This is a genomic window from Cryobacterium sp. Y62 (genome assembly GCF_002929785.1).
Lineage (GTDB): Bacteria > Actinomycetota > Actinomycetes > Actinomycetales > Microbacteriaceae > Cryobacterium.
Window position 1 is genome coordinate 126,624 of record NZ_PJJK01000117.1, and the last position, 20,819, is coordinate 147,442.

The following is a 20,819-nucleotide window of genomic DNA, read 5'->3' on the forward strand; positions in this document are numbered from 1 at the left end:
GGTTTCGTCCCAAATTCTGCCGTAAATCCTGAGGTGGAACGGGCAACATCGATCAGACACGAAGTACGCCAGAGGGGGGACACCGGCCATGACCTTGCCAGCCCTGCTCCGCCGCCGCGCAATACCGTCCAGCCCTGCTGCACTCGTAGACCGCGCCCCGGCCGATTCCCACAATCTGACCGACGTCGGTGGAAAGACCTACTTGCTGGTCTACGGACGAGATGCACTGTTCTGCTTCGACGGTTCGAGCCTGGCCGCCGTGCCTCAGGCCCCAGTGGGAATCACGCGCATCGTCGCCGTGGGCACCGACCTGTATCTGACGGCCGAGTCCGACCGGTATCCGGGTCTCACGTCGATCCATCGCTATCGCAACGGCCGGTTCACCTTCATCGCCACAACCGAGGCCTCGCAACTGCTCCTGACCAGCTTTTGCGGACGCGCGTACTTTCGCTTACAGTCCGGCCTCTGGTACATCAACGGCCGTGACCTGGTTCCAGTGGTCGGGTCCCCGATCGACATTCTCGCCCTGACGGTATTTGAGCAGGAACTCTATGTCGTTCATCATGATTCCGAGGTGTGCGCCATCTCCAGCTATCGCGGGTCATCGTTTACCCGGCTGGACGGTGTTCCCGCCGACGGGCCGTTCGAGTTCGCCGCCCTCGATGAGGCGCTTTATATTCGTACGCGCCGTCACGTCTACGTCTGGGCACGGTCGACCTTCAGCCTCGCCTCGAGCGGGCGATTCACCGCGCTGGCGGCCTACAACGGGGTGCTCTATGCCAAGGCCTACGGCACGAGCAAGCTCGGGGTACTCGACCGCACCGGCTTCTCTGAGCTCGCAAACACCCCGCCGCTGAGTGGGGAGATCAACATCGCTCGGGGTGGTCCGTACTTTCTCGACCGCACCGGACGACTGCATACGCATCAAACGAATGCCCCGCCACTTCGTGCGTCGATTGGCTGAGCGCGCTCGCGGTTTATTTCAGGATGTTGAGCAGTTCCGGCGCGGGCACGAGCGCGTGGCTGCCGGGCAGGAACAGCCGCTGGCAGCCGTCGAGCTCGACCTGAATCGACGTGTCGAGCCGGGTGCCTGCGCGCTCCGGCCAGAGCACCGCAAACCGGGTCGGGTCGGTGCTGCAATCGGGCGCCTGCGAAGCGGATGCTGCGGCGGCGAGCAGCGCCGCCGCATCCGCTTCAAGGGTGCTCGCGCCAGCAAAGGTGCCGAACTGCAGGTTCATCATTGCGCCGAGAGCGAGGTCATCGATTCCCTCGACGGAGTTGAGCTCGCTGAGGTCGGGGTCTTGCTGCGGATCGACCGTGTAGACGCAGACGCTCGCGCCGTCGACGCCGGCCAAGGACGGGGTCTTGGCCGGCGACGCGGGAATCATCTGCACGTCCTGCCCGATATCTCCGAGATTTAGGTACGTCTGCAGGCCGGTAGTGCCAAAGAGCAGGGACTGTTCGGGTGCGCCGGTGCTCATCGCACAATTGGCGTCGAGCGCCTCTCGCGTGACCTGCAACACGAGCGGAAGCAGGGTCGTGTCGGTCAGCTCGAGCTCGTCGAGAGCGGTATGGGTCGCCGGCTTGGTTTTGCCGCAGGAGGTGCGCGGCCAGGCGGCGCGAAGTGCGTCACCGTCGGTGTTTTCGAGCCAGAGTTCCGGCACCAGCTCCATGTCGGCGGTGCAGGCCTGATTGGGGCCCGCCTGGTCGCTGGGTTCGGCGAGCGCCGACAGCAGCGCGCCGAAGTCGCCCTCGAGGGTCTCGACCTGCACGGCCGACCAGCGGCCCTGCGCGTCGTCGAGGCTGCCAAAGAAGGTGCAGCGATAGGCGGCGACGGGATCGAAGTCGGCCGGAACCCGTCCGGGATCCGGCGCGGCCGGGTGCTCGGCGGTCAGGTCGGTCTGGGTCGGAACACCGTCCTGCTCAACGATTTCGTGATTGAGGTTGGGCGCCTGGCAGTCGACGCCGGCGACGAGTTGCGCAACCGGGGAGTCGGTCGCGGCGGGAAAGCCGGGGAGGCCAGCGCATCCGCTCAGAAAAACGGCGAGCGTGATCGCGACCGCGCCTCGAGCTGTGCGTACGCGATGCGACATGGTGTTCCCCGATTGGTTGCCGTGTACTCACGCTAGCGAACTCAGGTCACTTCGCGATAACGATTCTCAGGGTTTCGACGACGGGGTGAAGCAATCGAGCGGCACCCCGTGGCGGTGGCGCGCCGACCGGGCGCGCGGGCACACAATAGAGGGGTGCCGAATTCAACGCTGTCCCTCTTCGATCTGGACCAGCCGCACCTTGAAGCATCCGTTCTGCTGCCGGCACCGGCACCGCACACACTGCGCATCGTCGCTGACTCGACCGACCGAGTGGCCTGGCTTCGGGCGCGCAACCAGGGAATCACCGCAACGGATGTCGCGAAACTGTCGACTCCGAAATCCATTCTGAACGCGGCGCACGACAAAATGCACGGCACGAGCTTCACCGGCAACAGCTACACCGACCACGGGCGGGCTCGGGAGCCGGTCATCGCTGCCTGGGTGCTGGAGCACTACGGCATCGAGCCGAGCACGAACCTGTTCCGGTCGCTCGGGCACCCGCGGCACCTGGCCACGCCCGACGGCGTCGGCGTGGCGCCCAATGGCGATCTGCACCTGGCCGAGATCAAGACCACCAGCAAGCCGTGGCGCAGCATTCCGCGCAGTTATTTGCGGCAGGTATGGTGGCAGCAATACGTGCTCGGGGCCGACCGCACGCTTCTGGTCTGGGAAGAGCACCGGGGCTTCGTGCCGGTGGCCCCGGTGCCCGAATGTCGCTGGATCGAACGTGACGAAGACCAAATCGCCATACTGGTCGGCCTCGCGAACGCCCTGATCGACAACCTCGACGAGCAGACTCGCCGGTAGCGACCCGGCCGCGCTGGATTTCGCGCTGCACGGGCGTCGGTCCCGCGCAGTTCGTTGTCGACCGACGGATGCTCTTCGCTGAAACTCCCGCACACTGGCGCAGGTCCCGCGCTTTGGCGCATGTCCCGCGGAACGCGACGCAAACCACCGCATCTCCAGCCCGAGCCCGGCTCGACGCCTGGGCTCGGGTACTAACGTGCGCTCCATCGGCGAATATGTGGGCAACGGGGATGAGTGGTCGCAAATCGTCCTTTCGGAGTCGGTTTCGGACGTTTTGCGACCCTTCACCGCCCAAGAGTGAGCGAGCCAGTTCAATGTTTGGAGCGCGCCCGCTCCCGCTCCGTGGGCCCACTTTTCAGGCCCGAAAAGTGATGGGGCGGGCGCGAAGCGGCAGAATGGGGAGCATGGCTACTGAATACGAACTGCCGGAGACCATGCGCGCCCTCATCATCGACGAGACCGGCGCCCCCGAGGTGTTGCACCTGGTCGATCGGCCGCTGCCCCGACAGATTTCCGACGAGGTGCTCATCAAGGTCGTCGCCGCCGGTCTCAACCCGATCGACGCCAAGACCCGTGCGGGCAAGGGCGTCGCGGCCGCGATCGAGAGCTATCCGACCATCCTCGGCAACGACTTCAGCGGAATCGTCGTGCGCGCGGCGTTCGACGCCTCGCCGCTGCAGCCCGGTGATGCCGTCTACGGCATGGGTCGGGTGCCGCGCACCGGCGGCAGCTTCGCCGAGTTTGTCTCGGTCTCGAGCATGAGCGTCACGCACAAACCGGCCCGGCTCAGCCACGCCGAAGCGGCCGCCGTTCCGATCGCGGCGTTGACCGCCTGGGGCATGGTCAAACTCGCCGGGGCAGCTTCCGGGCAGCGGATGCTCGTGCACGCTGGCAGCGGCGGCGTCGGTCACTTCGCGGTACAGTTTGCCCGGGTGTTGGGAGCGCACGTGACCGCGACGGCGTCGACTCGCAACCTCGACTTTCTGCGCGAGCTCGGCGCACACGAGGTCATCGACTACAGCACAACCCGCTTCGAGGAAGTGGCCCACGATCTCGACTCGGTCATCGACCTCATCGGCAACGTGCACGACAACACCGGCACCCGCTCGCTCACGGCCCTGCGCCCCGGCGGCCTGCTCGTGAACGCACCGACCGGCAGCTGGCCGACCATGGCAGCGGATGCCACAGCCGCCGGCCGCCGCGCGACCGGTTTCAAGGTGTCCCCCGACGCGCGCGCGCTGGACGAGATCTCGGCCCTACTCTCCAGCGGAACCGTGCGTGTGCACGTCGATTCCGTGTTCGAACTCGCCGAGGGCGCCGCCGCGCACCGGCTGCTCGAACAGGGTCACACCCGCGGCAAGATCGTGCTGCGCGTCTCGTAACCCGAGGGCCTGGTCGTCGGCATCCGCTGCCCCTTTGCGGGTTTTTCTGCGGTCGAGCATGTCGCCGGCCACCATGAAGCAGGCATAGGCGAACAGGGCCACGGTCACCACGGGGAAGATCCAGGCCCGGTTTGCTTCGGTGATCACATTGTTGACGTAGCCGACGAAGGGTACCGCGTACCAGAGCCGACCATGAATTTGCTCGGCCAGCACGGGGTCGTCGTCGGGCAGACTGTTGTTGTCACCCTGCACGATGAAGGAACGTGATCCTTCTGAGTTCGAAATGATCGAGAGGATGCGATGCGTCACGACCTTGGCGTCGCCGGACTCCATTTGATAGGTAACGACGTCTCCAATCTGCAGCGCGTTGGCGTCGACCGGGCGCACGATCACGACAGTACCGGGCGAAAGTCCCGGCTCCATCGAGCTGGTCAGCACGGTCAGCGGGGTCGCACCGGTCGACTTGGGAATGACAACGAGCGCCAGGCCGAGCCCGACGACGAGCAGGAGCACGGCAGCGCTGAGCGCGGTCCGCAGAAAACGCCAGAGGCTGGGAGCGGGCGAATCGGTCGGCGCGATACTTTCGTCAGCGAGCTGCGTCACGGTTCACGCCGGTCACGGCGCCGCCGGGTGACCAGAAGCACGCCAACACCGAGCAGCAGTCCGCCCCCGATGATGGCTGGAACGGGCAGGTCAACCCCGGTGCGGGGCAGAGCATCCGACGGTTGGGACTCTGACGGCCCGGCGATGGCCGGAATGAGCACGCCATCGTCGTTACAGGCCGATGCCGCGAAGGGTCCGGCCTCGACATCGCGCAGCGCAACGAGAACGCCGAGTTCTGCACGCGCGTTTTGAGCGGTCAGTCCGGTCACATTCATCATCTCGATCGTGAACGCGACCTGCAAGGTGGCACCGGCCGCGAGCGGCTGCTCGGGCGCGAGCACGGCGCAGCCCGCTTTGGCCAGCTGCGGAACGGTCGTCACCGTCTGCGCCGCGGCGTCTTCGACGGTCAGGATGAGGTATTCCCGAAGGTCAGAGACCGTTCGATCAGCGGATGCTCCGCCCGGCTCCCGCAGGCTCACCCGCACGTTCGCGGGCCGGTCGCTCGGGTTCTGAATCCACAGGCTCGATTGCATCGAACCATCCGGAATCAGCAGGCCGTACGATCCGAACAGTCCGACGGGCAGGCTGCTGGCAAAATGTTCGCCATCGCTGCTGACCAAGACGTCGGGAGCGGACTCGGCGCCCGGCGCCGCCAGGGCCAGGGCGGCGGTCCCACTCACGGTCAGCAGGAACACGGCGCCCACGGTCGCTGCGATCCGGGCACGGATCAGGAATCCGGTCATGAAGTCACCTCGTCGAGGGTGAATAGCTGGTTTTCCTGGATGGGTACCGTGGTGTCGCACGTCTTCAAGGTGAGCGCGTTGCCTGACTCAAGGCACTTCGTGTCGTCCTTCACGCTGCGAATCTGAAAGGTGGCACTGCCCAAGCTGATCGGGGCGAGCGTGAAGCGTTGCTTGGCTTTGTCTGCTGGGCCACTCTGCGTGCTGAGCGACAGGGGAGACGTGCCTTCCGCAGTCCACACCAGGTTCTCGTCAGCGGCGACGATTTCATACTCGGAACCGTTTCTGTCCGCAACGAAGCTGAACCGTGAGGTTGAGGCGGTCGAGCACTCCTTCGTCGCCAACACTCGTCCCTTTTGTTGCGGGGCGGCCGCATCGACACAGGTCCCGGCGGCGGTGACGACGTGGTACCACAAGCCAGGGGCCGGTGGCTGCTTGTTCGTAGACACGGCGAGCTCGTTCGAGGCGGCCAAGTGATTGTCGTTCGCATCGACGGCGTAAATCAGGTAGGTGTAGCGCGTGTTCGCCGTCAGGCCGGTGTCGGTGAAGGTTGTGGCGCTTTGTGCGTTTGCAACCCGCGTGCCGTTTCGCCAGACCTCGTAGCGCGTCACGGTTCGGTCTTGGGCAGCGGCCCAGGTCAAGGAGATGGAGCTGTGCGTCTTCCTGACCGCCGCCAGATCGCGTGGCGCGGTGTTGGTGACAGATTGCGCGGCGGTGACGAGCGAGATGGGTGACGTCCAGTTGCCCGTTCGCGCTTGCAATTCCAGTTGCGCCGTTACGGAGGTGCTGGCCATGGTGCCGGCAGTGGTGTTGGCGATCGACGTCTGCACGCAGTAGCGCACCGAAGCCCTCGCCGCCAGGTCGCCGCTCAGGGTGAGTCCCGTCGCCAAGGGGGTGCTCGCTGTTCCGGTCGGGGGCGCCGTGGGGCAGCTGCCGGTTGCGGCGATCGACCAGGCGCGAACGCTGACTTCCTCGGCAAACGCGGTCGCGGAGACCGAACCGAGTTTCAGGTCGTAGGCGGCAGGCACGGTGCCGTTGGTCAGGGTGATCGGCTTCGTGGTCGTGAGCAGGAGGGACGTGTAGTCGGTCGCGAGCGCGGCGAACCCGTCCTGGCTGATGGTCACGGCGCCCGAGACAGCGGATGCTGTGGGGTTGACCGCCGCGGCGGTCCAGACCGCCTGCGCCACTCCGGTACCGGCGAGGGTCAGAAAGAGAACGCTCGCGATCGCCACGGCGGCTCGAGCAGCGGGCCAACGTGCCGGGCAGGCAGACCGGGCGCGCAGCCGCAGAGAACGATGACGGTTCGACGTCATGGCTTAGTCCTGCCGTCCGTCAATCAGGAGTCCAAAGCTCGTCGCGGTCTGGGATTGGCTGCCGCTCGGGGCATCCGCTGACAGCCTCACTGAGACGCACAGAATCGCGCTGGATCCGGGCGCCAGGGTCGTACCGAGCTCGTCAGTCGGCGCGTCAGCGAAGGTGCCGGCAATGGTGGGCGTGAGGTTCGACGTACACTCTTGTACCGTCGAAACGGCGCTCACCCCGACGATCAGGACCTCCGAAAATAGCGTCGAAACGGTCGGTCGGGTCAGGCCGGCGAGACGGAGCGCGAGCGGCACCGTGCCGTCATTGAGCACGGTGACCGTGCCGACCTTGCTCGCTCCGGGATACAGCGGGGTATTCGACATCTCGAGGTCTGACGTGATGCTGAGCTCGGCGGATCCGGCCTGAATCGTGACTGCGGGGCCGGCCGAAGCGCTCGAGTTCAACAGGGCATAGGTTCCGCCCACGGCGGCAGTGGCCAGCAGGGTCGCACCGAGAATCGCCGCACTCGCGAACAGAAACGTTTTCAAGAGATCACCGGCTTTCGCAAATCAAAAGTGGATGCTGCCTGCTGGTCGTTTCCGGGTGCCCACCGTTGGTGGGCACCCGGGCACCGATCGGTTAGATCTGGGTGAGGTTGACCGCCACGTCCTTGAGGGTGACCGAACCGAGCATCATGGTGTTCTCAGCGCCCAGCGCGCCGTTCGGGAAGGTGATCGTGACCTCGACGGTGACGTCTTCCTCGACGATTCCCGCTCCGGGTGTGATCGTGTAATCCGTCGGGCCGGTGGTCACTGAACGCTCAATCTGGGAGAAGTTATCCTTGATGCCGCCATCGGGCATCACTGTCAAAACTGCGGTCCCGATGAGGTAGGCGGCCAGTGCGTCGTCGGCTTTGTAACCCGGCGTGGTGGCGCTGATGGAGCCCGCATCGAGCGTCAGCTCGGCGACGAGGTTGTCACCCTCGGCCAGGACGTGCATTTTCTTGGTATAGACCAGCACATCGCCGGGCGAGGCCGCGAATGTTTCGAGGTTCAGGACTACATCGTTCTGGTCCGTCCAAACACCGGCAACTTCAACGCCGTCGATGGCGCTGGGAGAAACAACCAGGTTGCCGGCTTCGATCGTGCCGCCGGCCACCTCGGCCGAGGAGTTCCACAGCGCAAAAGTCGTGCCGCCGCCGAGCAGGAGGGTGAGACCGGCGGCGCCGGCAATCGCGCCTTTGGTGAGCTTGTTCATGTTGAGGCCCTTCGGGTACTGGTCTGAAAACTTCGGGTGGTCGCAGGCCAGCGAGCGGCAGGCGTGGAGCAACGGCAAGAAGCCCGCTACGTGATCGCCGCGGGGTAAGCGCGACGGTGATGCGGCCGGTCGTCCACAACCCTGGGTATTGGGCCATGAATTTGCTACAGTCCGATGGTGTTTTCTGGGGCTGCAGCTCCATCCGCGATTCACACACTAGATGGGACAGACAAATTTGTCTGTCCTGCTCCAACCCCCAGAATGGGGAATTGAGTTTTTGGGCAAATGGCGACGATTTGGTCTGTACGCACAAAGATTTACGCCGTTTAGCTCTATTTTCCGCAGATATACCGACGTTTCAACGTCTGGCTCCGTTGGTCGAACCTCGGCCGACGCTGGCGCGACGAACCGTTCTACCTCCGAATTGGTCTCATCCGCGGCAGGGTACACACTGGAGTTCTCACGAGGAGAGCCCATGACTTCACTTCCCCTTACCCCGGCAGAATCCAACGAGCACGCCGGTCCCTCGGTCGTCTGGTTTCGCGACGACCTGCGCGTCGGCGACCACCCGGCGCTGCACGCAGCCCTCGCCCGACACCGGCCGATCGTGGCCGTGTATGTGTTCGACGACGAGTCCCCCGGAGTGCGCCCGCTCGGCGGCGCCGCCCGTTGGTGGCTCCACCAGAGTCTCAGATCGCTCGGTGCAACGCTCGAGGCGCTCGGCGGCCGGCTGATTCTGCGCCGCGGCCCGGCCGCACCGATCATCGCTGAAATCGTCCGTGAAACGGATGCCGCGGCCGTCTTCTGGAATCGCCGGTACGGCTCTGCAGAACGCACGATCGATACCGCGATCAAGGCCGAGCTGCGCGCCGACGGCGTTGATGCTCACAGCTTCGCGGGTTCGCTCCTGTTCGAACCGTGGACCATCCAAACCGGTCAAGGCGGCTCCTACTCGGTGTTCACGCCGTTCTGGCGTGCCTGCCAGGCCGGTCCGCCGCCGCGCGCGCCCTACCCCTCCCCCGATACCGTCTCCGGGTGGTCGGGCAACCTCGCCACCGACAGCCTCGACGATTGGGGCCTCGAGCCCAGCGCACCCGATTGGGCCGACGGGCTCCGCGCGGCGTGGCAGCCCGGCGAGGCATCCGCTCAGCAAACGCTTGGGCGCTTTCTGGCCGAATCACTCCCCCGCTATGGGGCCGAACGTGACGAACCGGCCCAAAACGCGACGTCGCGTCTGTCGCCGTTCCTGCGGTGGGGGGAGATCAGCCCGCATCAGATCTGGGCTGCCACCCAGGAGGCGCAACGCTCACTCTCCGGCCCGGCGCTCACGAGTGCGACCCGGTTTCTCACCGAGGTCGGCTGGCGCGAGTTCGCATACCACGTACTGTTTCACGCTCCCGATCTGGCGACGAAGAACCTGCGCCCCGCCTTCGACGCCTTTCCTTGGCCGTCGCTCGACCACGACGCCCTGACTGCGTGGCAACAGGGTCGCACCGGCTTCGCCTTGGTCGATGCCGGCATGCGCGAGCTCTGGCGAACCGGAAGTATGCACAACCGCGTGCGCATGGTTACCGCATCATTCTTGATCAAGAACATGCTGGTCGACTGGCGGGTGGGCGAGCGCTGGTTCTGGGATACCCTCGTCGATGCCGACGCCGCCAGCAACCCATTCGGCTGGCAATGGGTAGCCGGCTCCGGGGCGGATGCTGCGCCCTACTTTCGCATCTTCAATCCTGATCTGCAGGCGGCCAAGTTCGACCCACACCAGCAGTACATCCGCGCCAACGTGCCCGAATACGGCACGGATTCCTACCCCGCGCCCCTGGTAGACCTCGGCGAAACCCGCCGAGCAGCCCTCGCCGCCTACGACAAGGTGAAGGCCCAGTCTGCAAGCTAAGCGGCAAGAACGGACGCGATTCGTCTGGACCCCTTGGACGGTTTCTTCTCGGGCTTCTGTTCCGGTTTCTGTTCGGACGACCCGACGTACCACAGGCTCAGCACACACATAATGAGGGAGCCGAAGGCCAGCGGGTTCTGCAGGTAGACCACGAGATACCCGAAGCGGGGCACGAAGGCGGTAACTCCGCCGATGACATCGGCGGCCGGCACCGTGAAGGGGTCGATCGTGTCGTTCGCATCGCCCTTGGTGGTCAGGGTGCCATCGTCGTTGATGGCCACGAGTCGGTGGGTGGTGCGATCGTCGGCGCGTCGAAAGGTGATGACCTGGCCAACCGCGTACTGGTCGGCCTCAACGATCACGACGCTGGCCGGCAAAATGGTGGGCGACATCGACCCGGTGCGTACGACGTAGGCCCGGTAGGGCAGGGCGCCCGTGGCCACGAGGGCCACCGGTGTGAGCACGGCGGCCAGCACGAGCAGCAGAATCACGGTGCCTTTGAATCGCTTCACGGTGCGCCTTTCAAGCTCGAAATGGAATGGAAAGTGGCCCGGACGTCGCTACCAGACAGGGACATCCGAGCCACTTGCTCAAGCCTTAGAGGCCCGGTTCCTGTCCAACCTGAGTTGCAACGATCTGGTACGGCAGGCCGCTTTCGGTTGCCACTGCATCCGGGTTCGCCGGAGTCGGGAGGGGATAGGAATTCCAGACGCCACCGCCAGCCTCAGACTGGCCCGTCATCAATACTCCGTTGTAATTGAAGCGGAAGGATACGGTACCCATCGCCGAGGGTGCCAGGTTCGACTGAAGCAGGATCTTTTCCGGAACGGGCCAGCACCCGGCCGGGTCGAATATCCCGCTACAACCTGGAGGAGACTGAAGGTCGCCGTCGTCGTTGAGGTTCGCTGAATCGAACACTGCATTGTTATTCGCCGCTACGTGGAATTCACCATAATTACCGAGGTCATTCAACGCATGCAGAGCCTCGGCATCATTGAAGACGACCCAGACATCCTGCGCGTTCAGCCCGGTGTTTTTGTAACGCTCGGACACCGTCTGGGATTCACCGGGGAGCAGATTAGTGAAGTGCAGGTTAAGGCTGTCAACGCCATCGACCTGGATCGAGCCGATGGTGCCGTCGATGCGGCCCTGCTCGGTGTCGCTGAAGTACGCACCGGTCGGGCCCAATGCCGCGAGGGCCATGGTCAGCGCTACGGCGACGCCTCCGGCCCCAATGATGGTTTTCTTGCGGTTTAACAGAAGTTTCACGTCAGTCTCATCTCAAATAGTCAGTTTTGGAGTGGATAATGACGTATTTTCACTATCCCCACCCAGAACGATAGGGTGGAGCAATGCTCACGTATGCCCCCCATTGGGTGTTTCCCTCCCCCCAATCTGGGGGCTGGACCGCTTGCTGACTGCGGCATCGAAACCGACCAGTGCACAAGATAGCGTTTTTTTAGCCTCGTTCGTCGACTTTCACGCCAGGATCAGCCCCAGCCGAATCGAGCGTTGTTCCGCCCAATTGATCCGCTCTGCGGCGCTTGCGCACACTGGCTACAACGCCGACCAGGATCATGTAGCCCGCGTAGGCGAACAGCAATGAAGCGGCCACCGGAATTAGCCAGGCCCGGTTAGAACCATTGACCGCACTATTGACGTAGCCGATCAGCGGAACGGAGTACCAAAGCCGGCCCTGCACCTGCGCTTCAAGCACGGCATCCGCGTCGGCCGCCCCGTTGTTGTCACCCTTTGTGACGAACGTGCGACCACCCGCCGAGGTATTGATGGCGATGATGCGGTGGGTGATGACGCCGCGTTTTCCGGTCTCCATTTGGTAGGTGATGACATCACCCAGCACCAGGGCATCCACTTCAACCGGCCGAACGATGATGAGCGTGCCGGGCGGAAAGCCCGGCTCCATCGAGCTGGTGAGCACGGTCAGTGGGATCGATCCGGTGACCTTTGGGATCACAATCAGCACCACAGCGGTTGCGATCACGAGTAGCAACACGGCCAGGCTTAGTGCAAACCTGATCTGACGCCACAGACCAGCAGCCTTCCTGGCCGACTCGGGCAGCGGATGCCGATCGACCGGGAGAGTCGCGCTCAAAGCTTTACTCCTCACGCGACTCTCCTTTCTGGGCACGGGGGCAATTACAGCGTCTGCGAAAGGATCACCGCAAGGCCGGACAGGTAGACCGACCCGGTCTTCGCATCGTCGTCATCGGCGGCGTTTTCTGGGAATGCGATTGTGACGGTAACGAGAAGCTCATGCTCGCCAGCAACCAGGTCGAACCCGGTGCGACCAACGCCGACACTGGCGCCAACCCCGCCACCGTCAACCACCTCAACAGTGGTCGCCTTAGTGAGGAGCTCTTCCAGCGCCAGGTCCGCTTCCACGTCATCGGAAATGATCGAGCCATGATCGATGACGATTTGCGCCTGGATATTGTCACCCTCGGCGTCTACATTGAGTACCGTCTCGTAGGTGAGGGTGTCACCCGGAACAATGAGGTAATCGTCGATGCTGGCGATCGCGTCGTCGTCCTGATCGGCCCAGGCGCCTTCCTCCGCCTCGACCGTCAGCGTTCCAGCTGTGATGGTCGCACCGGCGATTGCCACGGTGTCGTTCCACAACGCGAACGTTCCGGCCCCGCCGAGGAGAAGTACGATACCGGCCGCGCCTGCTACTGATCCTGTGAGGATCTTGTTCATGAAGTTCTTCCTTTACAAAAGTCGAGGGAAACGAGAAGAGATGGATCCCTTAGCGTCCTGCGCCGACGTTTAGGACAGGATCGGCGACATCCGTTCAACCGCCGAATCGGCCTGCTCCTGGGCAGACCTGGCGACACGGCCAGGGGGAGAGTCGCACGCCCGAATGCAAATTTCACGCGACTCTCCTCTCGCTGGCCTGCCGAGGAGTTATTAAAGGTGCTGCGTCAGCTTGACCCCGAGCTCGGACAGGTCGACCGATCCGGTCTTCGCAGCGTCGTCGTCTTTGTGGTCGGCCGGGAATTTGATCGTGACGATCACCTGGTATTGAACGGAACCTTGCAGGAGTTCGAAATCAATTGACTGGTCGCCGCGAACGGGGGCCGGGCCGGCAGGACCCGCGTGGCGAGACACTTCCACCGCGGACACGTCGGTGTACTCCTTGAGAATCTTCTCGAGCGCCTTGTCTTCGTCAGAGCCGCTGTTCGCAGTGAGCTGGCCCTTGTCGACAGACAGCAGCGCCTTGATGTTGTCACCGAGAGCTTCCACGTCGAGTAGCGTCTGGTAGGTGAGGGTGTCTCCCGGAACGATGCGGTAGTCCGCAATATTAATCGCGGCCTCCGTCTGGTCTGTCCAGACACCTTCCCCCGCTTCGACTGTTAGCGTGCCGGCTGTGATGTCTGCACCAGCGACCGCCGCGGTGTCGTTCCAGAGCGCGAAGGTTCCCGCGCCGCCGAGGAGAAGAGCAACACCAGCAGCGCCCGCGATGGAGCCCTTGATCATTCTGTTCACAATTGTGCCTTTCAATTATCGGTTTTGGTGTGAAATAATGAAATGTTTTCACTATTTCCAACCAGAACCTTAGAGTTGAAAGAACCTCAAGCATGCCCCCCATTGGGTGTTCACACCCCCCCAACTAGGGGATGGAACGACCCGTCGCCCAAAAACAAAAAAGCGGGCAAACGGATGCTTCACCCCGGCATCATCACAGGGGTGAAGTAACTGTTTGCCCGCTTTCGCGAACGCCGAATAAGTTAGAAGAAGCGGGCGTACGCTCCGACCGTCAAAAAGGTCGGAAACTCGGGCTCGAGCGCTGAGGTGCGTAGCACCGTGAGGGCGTCGTCGAAGCGGTCGGAAGGTGTGCGCTCGAGGCCGTCGACGATCTCGTCGAGCACCTCTTCAACCCAGTCGGAGTCGATTCGGCGCCCCTCGGCGGTGATCGAGTTCTCGTGGATCCACTGCCAGAGCTGCGAGCGGGAGATCTCCGCAGTGGCGGCATCTTCCATCAGGTTATCGATTGCCGCAGCCCCAACGCCGCGCAGCCAGGACTCAATGTAGCGCAGCGCTATGAGCACGTTGCCGCGCACGCCGGCCTCGGTTATCTGACCGCCAACCGACGCGACATCGAGCAGCTGGGCGGCCGTCACGCTCACCTCTGGGCGAATGCGCTCGAGCTGGTTGGGCCGGTCGCCGAGCACCGCGTCGAACTCTGCCTGTGCGGTCGGAATCAGGTCGGGGTGCGCTACCCAGGAGCCGTCGAAGCCGTCGGTGGCCTCACGCTTCTTGTCGGCCGCGACCTGGGCGAGCGCCTGCTCAGTCACGGCCGGGTCGCGACGGTTCGGAATGAACGCGCTCATGCCGCCGATGGCGAAGGCTCCGCGACGGTGGCAGGTTGCCACGAGCAGCTCGGTGTAGGCCCGCATAAAGGGCACCGTCATGGTGATCTGCTTGCGGTCGGGAAAGACAAAGCGACTGCCGCGGGCACGGAACGTCTTGATGATGCTGAAGATGTAGTCCCAGCGGCCGGCGTTGAGGCCGGCGCAGTGGTCGCGCAGCTCGTAGAGAATTTCGTCCATCTCGAAGCCGGCCTGAATCGTCTCGATCAGCACGGTGGCGCGCACGGTGCCGTACTTGATTCCCAGACGCTCTTCGGCGTAGGTGAAGATGTCATTCCACAGGCGAGCTTCCTTGTGGCTCTCGAGCTTAGCGAGGTAAAAGTAGGGGCCGGTGCCGTTCTCGATGAGCTTCTGCGCGTTGTGGAAGAAGTACAGGCCGAAGTCGATCAGGCTGCCCGAGGACTTCATACGACGGTTGGCGCGGTCGACGAAGGTCACGTGCTTGTCCACCAGGTGCCAGCCACGCGGACGCACGACGATGGTCGGTGTCGTCTTATTCGTGATCTCGTACTTCTTGCCCTCGGGACTCGTGAAGCTCAGCTGACCGCGCACTTGGTCGAACAAGGTCAACTGGCCCTCGATCACATTGGCCCAGGTAGGGCTGGTGGCGTCTTCCTGGTCGGCGAGCCACACCTTGGCACTCGAGTTGAGCGCGTTGATGGCCATCTTGCGATCGGTCGGACCGGTGATCTCCACGCGGCGGTCCTCCAAACCGGGTCCGGCTCCTGCAACCCTCCAGCTTGAATCCAGACGGATGCTTTCGGTTTCGCTCAGAAACTTGGGGTCGCGACCATTCGCGGCATCCACTCGAGTCTGCAGTCGGGCGGCGAGCAGGTCGTGCCGAGTGCCGGCAAAACGCTCGTGCAGCTCGGCGAGAAATTCGAGGGCACCGGGCGTGAGGATCTCGTCATAGCGGTCACCGAGCGGGCCGGTCACCTCGAGGTGCGGGCGAATGGTAGCGAAGCTGCCGGTCGTGGTCTTCACCTTGTCGGTCTTGGTAGGCGCGGAGGCGACCGTCTGATCAATGGTCGGGTTTGGGGTGTTCATGGTCTGGCTCCTTGCGAAAGTAGGTGAAACCGACAGGGGACGAACCCGAATTGCTGTTCGCCCGATCTCAGGCTGAATGGTGGTGGAACGGTTCTGCTTCGGTCGAATCGATGGGCGCGAGGGTGGATGCGTTCAGTGTTCAAATCGACGTTACGGGCCTGTGGTCATACTCTGCCGGGTCTGCGCGGTGCAAAACCAAAATATACAGGCAGAAGAAACCCTGTTCTTCTGATTGTGGAAACTTTTGAATCGTGTGACACTGTGTGAATGGTTCCCGCTGAAGCCCTCGCCGCCCTGTCATCCCTCGCCGTCGATGAACCCGAGCTCGACGCGCTCACCCTCGGGCGGCGCATCCGCGAGCTGCGCACAGCCCGTCACCTGACGCTCGACACCCTCGCCGCCGCGATCGACCGCGCGCCGTCGCAGGTGTCGATGATGGAGAACGGTAAGCGCGAACCACGCCTCTCCATGCTGCGCACAATTGCCCTCGCCCTCGGCACGACCGTCGATGAATTGATGCGAACCGATGCCCCCTCCGAACGGGCCGCACTGGAAATCTCGGTTGAGCGCGCCCAGCGCGGCCCGGTGTTTCAAGCGTTGGGTCTGCCCCGCATTCGTGTGAGTAAGGGGCAGAGCGACGAAACCTTGCACACCATTCTGAGCCTGCACAACGAGATCGACCGACTCAACCGGGAACGAGCCGCGACCCCGGAGGAAGCCCGGCGGGCCAACTCGGCCCTGCGCCAGATCATGCGGCAGCAGGACAATTATTTTCCGGAGCTCGAGGCCCAGGCCCTCGAAATTCTCACCGCGGTGGGGCATTCCGGCGGGCCGGTATCGCAGCAGCTCGTTGCCGACATGGCCACCCATCTGGGCTTCTCGCTGCACTACGTCAACGATCTGCCGCACTCCACCCGGTCGGTTACCGACAAACGCAACGGGCGCATATACCTGCCGACAAACCGCTCGGCCTCGAGGGATTCCCGCTCCCCGATCGTACAAGCCTTCGCCAGCGAACTGTGCGCGCACGAGGAACCGAAGAATTATGCAGAATTTCTGCGTCAGCGGGTGGAGACGAACTATCTCACCGCAGCCATCCTGCTGCCGGAGCGTGACGCCGTGCGTATGCTCACCGAGGCGAAAACCCTGCGGCGCATCTCGATGGAAGATCTGCGCGACGCCTTTGCCGTCTCCTACGAAATGGCCGCGCACCGCTTCACCAACCTCGCCACCGCCAGGCTCGAAATTCCGGTGCACTTCATGAAGGTGCACGAGTCAGGCACCATCATCAAGGCCTACGAAAACGACAACGTGCGCTTTCCCAGCGACGCGCTCGGCGCGGTCGAGGGCACCACCGTTTGCCGCAGCTGGACGGCCCGTACAGTATTCGACGTTGCTGATCGCTTTAGCGCGTGGTATCAGTACACCGATATGCCGGCCGGAAGCTTCTGGTGCACTTCACGCGTCGAGAAGGCCAAGGAGGGCGAATATTCGGTGAGTGTTGGTGTTCCATTCGCCCACGTGAAGTGGTTTCGCGGGCGTGAAACGTCAAACCGCGCCGTGTCGCTCTGCCCGGACGAGTCGTGCTGTCGCCGGGCGCCCCACAACCTGGCCGACCGCTGGGCCGGGCAGTCCTGGCCGGCCGCGCGCACGCCGACGAGCCTGCTCGCCGCACTGCCCACCGGCACCTTTCCCGGCGTCGACCAGACCGAGGTCTACCAATTTCTTGAGGCCCACTCTCCGCGCTAATCCTCGATCGATTTGCGGAGGGCCAGAAGTTAGACGTTGGGCGTGAGATTTAGGCTGCATTAAACCGGTGAGCGTCGTTCACTCCGTCACCCACCATCGCCACGACGTAGCTCTCAGCCTGAAGACCGAACACAAGGTCGAGTTTGTCTTCGGGCAGGAACGAAGCGTGAATCTCATAAACGCCGGTGATAGACCCGACGACGTTCGCGGCCAGCGATGAGTCGCCGGTCAGCCTGACGACTCGTTTCGCACCGCCAGCGTGCAGGTTCGTGCCCATCTGGGCGGCGCCAGGTCGCACTTCATCGGCAACGCCGATAACACGAGCAGCGGTTTCGTCGATGGTGACAATCGTCGGCGTGCGGCCTGCCTCGGCCGGTTCGTTGGCGGCGCGCGCTGCGGCGCCCATATCCACGCTCCCGCACTGCGCGGGTGGCGCCGGATTTCCAATCACAACGCGGTGGACGTTGGTGGCGACCGCGATGCCCTGGTCGGGGACCGGTTCAGTTGACTCCGGCAAACCGGTGAGGTCTGGCCCTTCGTGTCGTACGGCATCCAGTATCGTGCGGGCCAGCGGATGCTCAGGGCCGGCTTCGGCGCGCCCCGCCCAACCCAGTACCTGCTCACGGGTCATGCTCGCTACAGCACGATCACGTCGGTTACCCACGAATCAACCGGGAAATGCTCAACGAAACAGCGTTGAGGCCAAGGCCCACGACGACCCGGCGCCGGGGGAATCACTGGGTTTACTGCTGGGGACTACTGGGGTCTGGGCATCCGCTTAAAAAGAAGAACAAACCGGTACGTTGTTGGCGTCAGTCCTAGCTAATATTGGTACACGTGAGGGTGGTGTCGGTCGAGGCACACGCTTACCGTTCCACGCACCAGAGAGTTTCGGTTGTGAACGTCAGTCCCACGTTTCAGTCGATGCTCTCGCCCTACTGAAATGCGAGCTGACCATGTGTGATGCTCGCGCTGTGCTGCGTCGGATCAATCTTGCCGTGCGGGCAGGAATCCCCTCGGCCGAGGCGGCACTCACTCCGCCGGACGAATGGCTCGACCCCGCCCCACCGGCTGCACCGACCGCGGAGACCACGGCTCCGCTGCCGTCCCACTGGTTTCGCTCGGCGGCTGTGCTGGACGTGCGCGGACTGCGCATTGCTGCGGGAGCCCGACCCGACGCACCGTTGCTGGTCAACGGCATCTCACTTTCCATTACCCGAGGTGAAGCGGTCGGGCTGGTCGGTGACGCCAGTTCCGGAGCCCTCGAGGTCGCACAGTGCATCGCCGGGCTGCTGCCGGCACCGGCGGTGATCCGTTCCGGGTCGATTCTGTTCAACGGCGGGGAGCTGGTTGGGCTGCCCCCACGACCGCGGGACCGGCCGCGGTACGCGAAGATCGCCTACCTGCCACGCGATCCACTCGGCAGTCTCGACCACGGAGTGACCGTCGGAACACAACTGACCGCACCGTTGCGCTTCCTCGGCCTGGCCAAGACGGCCGCCTATGATCGATCGTTAGCGCTGCTGGATCAGGCGGGTGTCGAGCGCCCCGAGCACACGTTCACGTCCTACCCGCATCAGCTGTCGCACCTGGTCGCGCAGCGCGTGCACATTGCCGCTTCACTTGCGGGCAAACCCGACCTCGTCGTGGCCGATAACCCCACAGACACCCTGGACGCGTCAGACAGCTCAGACATTTTGGACCTGCTGCGGGTGCTGCAGCGCGACAATGGGCTGACGATGATTATGGTGACGCGTTCGATCAGCGTGGCGGCGCTGACGTGCCAGCGGGTCGCCGTTGTTCAGGCCGGCGCAATCGTGGAATATGCCTCGGTCGCCGAACTCTTCGGCTCACCGAAGCATCCGTATTCCCGAGAGCTGCTGTCTGCGGGGCAGGCGCACCCCACCGTTTAGCTTGGGGGTCTAATCATTGCATTCCGAATGATTTGCGGTATCGTCACGGTAGGGCGTCGCTGCCCACCCCGGCTTTCGAAAGGACCACATGTCTATCCGTGAACTCCGAAATTTTGTCAATGGGGATTACGCCGCGTCTACGGCCAGTGAGCAGCTGGACATCATCAACCCTGCCACGGAAGAGGTCTTCGCACGCACGCCGATCTCGACCGAAGCCGACGTGGCCGGGGCCTATGGGGCCGCCGCGACCGCGTTCGAGACCTGGGGCGAGACCACTCCGAGTGAACGTCAGCTCGCGCTGCTCAAGTTCGCGGACGCCCTGGAGTCGCGGGCCGAAGAACTCGCCGACGCCGAGTGTGAGAACACCGGTAAGCCCCGCGCCGGCATCGTGGGCGACGAGGTCGAGGTCATGATCGACCAGGTGCGCTTCTTCGCCGGAGCCGCCCGCCTGCTCGAAGGCAAGGCCGCCAGCGAGTATCTGAAAGACCACACCTCGTTCGTACGGCGGGAGCCGATCGGTGTTGTCGGCCAGGTTACGCCGTGGAACTACCCTATGATGATGGCGATCTGGAAGATCGCCCCAGCTCTGGCTGCCGGCAACACCGTCGTGCTCAAACCGAGCGACTCGACCCCGGTCTCGACCCTGCTGCTGGCCGAGATCGCCTCCGAGTTTCTGCCGGCCGGAACCTTCAACGTCGTGACCGGAAACCGCGACACCGGTCGAGCCCTGGTGACCAACCGAACCCCGCAGCTAGTGTCGATCACCGGTTCCGTGCGGGCGGGTATGGAGGTGGCCAGCGCCGCCGCGCTTGACCTCAAGCGCGTTCACCTGGAACTTGGCGGCAAGGCGCCGGTAATTGTGTTCAATGACGCCGACATCCAGCAAGCCGTCGAGGGCATCGCCGCCGCCGCGTTCTACAACGGCGGCCAGGACTGCACTGCGGCCACCCGGGTGCTCGTGCAGGAGGGCGTCCACGACGAGTTCGTCGCTGCCCTCGCTGCCTATGCCAAGGACAACGCCCGCACCGGCGCACCGCTCGACGAGGGCATTCTGTTTGGCGCACTGTCGAGCGCCGATCAGCTTGCGCGGGTGCAGGGCGTCATCGAACGCCTGCCCGCCCACGCCACACTCGCGGTCGGTGGCCACCGCCAGGGCAGCACCGGCTATTTTCACGAGGCGACCATCGTGTCGAACCTGCTGCAGACCGACGAGGCCGTGCAGAACGAAATCTTCGGCCCGGTCATCACGGCACAGAAGTTCACCGATGAGGCGCAGGCCCTGGCCTGGGCTAACGATGTTCAGTATGGGCTCGCTTCGTCGGTCTGGACCTCGAATCACGGTGTCGCGATGCGGATGGCGAAGAACCTCGACTTTGGCTGTGTTTGGATCAACACGCACATTCCATTGGTGGCCGAGATGCCGCATGGCGGGTTCAAGCACTCCGGCTACGGCAAGGACCTTTCCATGTACGGGCTCGAGGACTATACCCGCATCAAGCACGTCATGAGCTACATCGGCTAATTCGCCGGCAGTCGACCGATGTTCGCCTTTCCCGGCTCTTGCGAGACGGAAGTTGCGCGACCGGCACGGCGTTGGGTCATTTGCACGCAGCGCAAGCCGCTATCGTCACCACCGTT

Annotated in this window: 19 protein-coding genes and 1 pseudogene; 7 read left to right on the plus strand and 13 right to left on the minus strand. The window is 63.7% G+C overall.

All coding sequences use genetic code 11. From position 1 onward, the window contains the following. Positions 1-88: 88 nt before the first annotated feature. Entirely contained in the window at positions 89-964 is an 876-nt protein-coding gene (locus CXY71_RS16385) for a hypothetical protein (protein ID WP_104137761.1), read from the plus strand. A 13-nt stretch (positions 965-977) separates the two neighbouring features. Here the strand turns inward: CXY71_RS16385 and CXY71_RS16390 are convergent, their stop codons facing one another. After that, positions 978-2,093, minus strand: coding sequence for a hypothetical protein (locus CXY71_RS16390; protein WP_104137764.1), 1,116 nt, complete (start codon positions 2,091-2,093; stop codon positions 978-980). Positions 2,094-2,309: 216 nt separating this feature from the next. Between CXY71_RS16390 and CXY71_RS16395 the strand changes: the two genes are divergently transcribed. Both CXY71_RS16395 and CXY71_RS16400 read left to right on the plus strand, forming a co-directional pair. Then, positions 2,310-2,900 (plus strand): YqaJ viral recombinase family protein, encoded by a 591-nt coding sequence (locus tag CXY71_RS16395; RefSeq protein ID WP_104137937.1) that lies wholly within the window; start codon positions 2,310-2,312, stop codon positions 2,898-2,900. A 404-nt stretch (positions 2,901-3,304) separates the two neighbouring features. Then, on the plus strand, positions 3,305-4,282 hold the full coding sequence (locus CXY71_RS16400; RefSeq protein ID WP_233198174.1) for an NADP-dependent oxidoreductase: 978 nt from the start codon (positions 3,305-3,307) through the stop codon (positions 4,280-4,282). Between the two features lie 111 nt (positions 4,283-4,393). Here the strand turns inward: CXY71_RS16400 and CXY71_RS22170 are convergent. The 5 genes and pseudogenes from CXY71_RS22170 to CXY71_RS16425 form a co-directional block, all read right to left on the minus strand. Next, positions 4,394-4,885 (minus strand): annotated as a pseudogene (locus CXY71_RS22170) (signal peptidase I); the annotation flags it as partial. Then, positions 4,882-5,628: an LPXTG cell wall anchor domain-containing protein gene (locus CXY71_RS16410; RefSeq protein ID WP_104137770.1), complete on the minus strand. Its 747-nt coding sequence runs from the start codon at positions 5,626-5,628 to the stop codon at positions 4,882-4,884. The pseudogene CXY71_RS22170 and the gene CXY71_RS16410, both read right to left, overlap by 4 nt. After that, the gene (locus CXY71_RS16415) at positions 5,625-6,938 is read right to left on the minus strand and encodes a fibronectin type III domain-containing protein (protein WP_146072859.1); all 1,314 of its coding nucleotides are present in this window, start codon (positions 6,936-6,938) and stop codon (positions 5,625-5,627) included. The genes CXY71_RS16410 and CXY71_RS16415 overlap by 4 nt, the downstream gene beginning before the upstream one ends. A 3-nt stretch (positions 6,939-6,941) precedes the next feature. Then, positions 6,942-7,475, minus strand: a complete 534-nt coding sequence (locus tag CXY71_RS16420; protein WP_104137776.1) for a hypothetical protein — start codon at positions 7,473-7,475, stop codon at positions 6,942-6,944. Between the two features lie 91 nt (positions 7,476-7,566). Further along, on the minus strand, positions 7,567-8,184 hold the full coding sequence (locus CXY71_RS16425; RefSeq protein WP_146072860.1) for an alternate-type signal peptide domain-containing protein: 618 nt from the start codon (positions 8,182-8,184) through the stop codon (positions 7,567-7,569). Between the two features lie 475 nt (positions 8,185-8,659). On the opposite strand from CXY71_RS16425, the gene CXY71_RS16430 reads away from it, so the two are divergent. Continuing rightward, complete coding sequence (locus CXY71_RS16430; RefSeq protein WP_104137782.1) at positions 8,660-10,081, plus strand: deoxyribodipyrimidine photo-lyase; 1,422 nt, start codon at positions 8,660-8,662, stop codon at positions 10,079-10,081. On the opposite strand, the gene CXY71_RS16435 is transcribed toward CXY71_RS16430, so the two are convergent. The 6 genes from CXY71_RS16435 to aceB form a co-directional block, all read right to left on the minus strand. Then, positions 10,078-10,593, minus strand: a complete 516-nt coding sequence (locus CXY71_RS16435) for a signal peptidase I (protein ID WP_104137786.1) — start codon at positions 10,591-10,593, stop codon at positions 10,078-10,080. The two genes, CXY71_RS16430 and CXY71_RS16435, sit on opposite strands and share 4 nt — an antisense overlap. 85 nt (positions 10,594-10,678) lie before the next feature. After that, positions 10,679-11,350 carry a hypothetical protein gene (locus tag CXY71_RS16440; protein ID WP_104137789.1) on the minus strand — a complete coding sequence of 224 codons (672 nt, stop codon included), beginning with the start codon at positions 11,348-11,350 and terminating at the stop codon, positions 10,679-10,681. A gap of 190 nt (positions 11,351-11,540) precedes the next feature. Next, positions 11,541-12,194, minus strand: coding sequence for a signal peptidase I (locus CXY71_RS16445; protein WP_104137792.1), 654 nt, complete (start codon positions 12,192-12,194; stop codon positions 11,541-11,543). Between the two features lie 44 nt (positions 12,195-12,238). Continuing rightward, positions 12,239-12,799 carry an alternate-type signal peptide domain-containing protein gene (locus CXY71_RS16450; protein WP_104137794.1) on the minus strand — a complete coding sequence of 187 codons (561 nt, stop codon included), beginning with the start codon at positions 12,797-12,799 and terminating at the stop codon, positions 12,239-12,241. 210 nt (positions 12,800-13,009) lie between these two features. After that, positions 13,010-13,579: an alternate-type signal peptide domain-containing protein gene (locus CXY71_RS16455; protein WP_104137797.1), complete on the minus strand. Its 570-nt coding sequence runs from the start codon at positions 13,577-13,579 to the stop codon at positions 13,010-13,012. 251 nt (positions 13,580-13,830) lie between these two features. Beyond that, the gene (gene aceB, locus CXY71_RS16460; protein ID WP_104137800.1) at positions 13,831-15,519 is read right to left on the minus strand and encodes a malate synthase A; all 1,689 of its coding nucleotides are present in this window, start codon (positions 15,517-15,519) and stop codon (positions 13,831-13,833) included. Positions 15,520-15,786: 267 nt separating this feature from the next. On the opposite strand from aceB, the gene CXY71_RS16465 reads away from it, so the two are divergent. Then, positions 15,787-17,268, plus strand: coding sequence for an XRE family transcriptional regulator (locus tag CXY71_RS16465; RefSeq protein ID WP_104137803.1), 1,482 nt, complete (start codon positions 15,787-15,789; stop codon positions 17,266-17,268). A 49-nt stretch (positions 17,269-17,317) separates the two neighbouring features. On the opposite strand, the gene CXY71_RS16470 is transcribed toward CXY71_RS16465, so the two are convergent. After that, positions 17,318-17,899, minus strand: a complete 582-nt coding sequence (locus CXY71_RS16470) for an HAD family hydrolase (protein WP_104137806.1) — start codon at positions 17,897-17,899, stop codon at positions 17,318-17,320. A gap of 325 nt (positions 17,900-18,224) precedes the next feature. Here CXY71_RS16470 and CXY71_RS16475 point away from each other — a divergent pair, with 325 nt between their 5' ends. Together CXY71_RS16475 and CXY71_RS16480 are read left to right on the plus strand one after the other, a co-directional pair. Continuing rightward, on the plus strand, positions 18,225-19,181 hold the full coding sequence (locus CXY71_RS16475) for an ATP-binding cassette domain-containing protein (protein WP_104137809.1): 957 nt from the start codon (positions 18,225-18,227) through the stop codon (positions 19,179-19,181). Positions 19,182-19,269: 88 nt separating this feature from the next. After that, on the plus strand, positions 19,270-20,703 hold the full coding sequence (locus CXY71_RS16480) for an aminobutyraldehyde dehydrogenase (protein ID WP_104137811.1): 1,434 nt from the start codon (positions 19,270-19,272) through the stop codon (positions 20,701-20,703). The last annotated feature ends 116 nt before the right edge of the window (positions 20,704-20,819 follow it).

What these genes read in the sequence shown, in the direction of transcription:
- CXY71_RS16455 (WP_104137797.1), bottom strand. Translation starts at nt 13,579, where the DNA reads ATGATCAAGGGCTCCATCGCGGGCGCTGCTGGTGTTGCTCTTCTCCTC.
- CXY71_RS16475 (WP_104137809.1), top strand. Translation starts at nt 18,225, where the DNA reads ATGTGTGATGCTCGCGCTGTGCTGCGTCGGATCAATCTTGCCGTGCGG.
- CXY71_RS16470 (WP_104137806.1), bottom strand. Translation starts at nt 17,899, where the DNA reads ATGACCCGTGAGCAGGTACTGGGTTGGGCGGGGCGCGCCGAAGCCGGC.
- CXY71_RS16480 (WP_104137811.1), top strand. Translation starts at nt 19,270, where the DNA reads ATGTCTATCCGTGAACTCCGAAATTTTGTCAATGGGGATTACGCCGCG.
- CXY71_RS16430 (WP_104137782.1), top strand. Translation starts at nt 8,660, where the DNA reads ATGACTTCACTTCCCCTTACCCCGGCAGAATCCAACGAGCACGCCGGT.
- CXY71_RS16410 (WP_104137770.1), bottom strand. Translation starts at nt 5,628, where the DNA reads ATGACCGGATTCCTGATCCGTGCCCGGATCGCAGCGACCGTGGGCGCC.
- CXY71_RS16400 (WP_233198174.1), top strand. Translation starts at nt 3,305, where the DNA reads ATGGCTACTGAATACGAACTGCCGGAGACCATGCGCGCCCTCATCATC.
- CXY71_RS16390 (WP_104137764.1), bottom strand. Translation starts at nt 2,093, where the DNA reads ATGTCGCATCGCGTACGCACAGCTCGAGGCGCGGTCGCGATCACGCTC.
- CXY71_RS16385 (WP_104137761.1), top strand. Translation starts at nt 89, where the DNA reads ATGACCTTGCCAGCCCTGCTCCGCCGCCGCGCAATACCGTCCAGCCCT.
- CXY71_RS16450 (WP_104137794.1), bottom strand. Translation starts at nt 12,799, where the DNA reads ATGAACAAGATCCTCACAGGATCAGTAGCAGGCGCGGCCGGTATCGTA.
- CXY71_RS16415 (WP_146072859.1), bottom strand. Translation starts at nt 6,938, where the DNA reads ATGACGTCGAACCGTCATCGTTCTCTGCGGCTGCGCGCCCGGTCTGCC.
- CXY71_RS16465 (WP_104137803.1), top strand. Translation starts at nt 15,787, where the DNA reads ATGGTTCCCGCTGAAGCCCTCGCCGCCCTGTCATCCCTCGCCGTCGAT.
- aceB (WP_104137800.1), bottom strand. Translation starts at nt 15,519, where the DNA reads ATGAACACCCCAAACCCGACCATTGATCAGACGGTCGCCTCCGCGCCT.
- CXY71_RS16425 (WP_146072860.1), bottom strand. Translation starts at nt 8,184, where the DNA reads ATGAACAAGCTCACCAAAGGCGCGATTGCCGGCGCCGCCGGTCTCACC.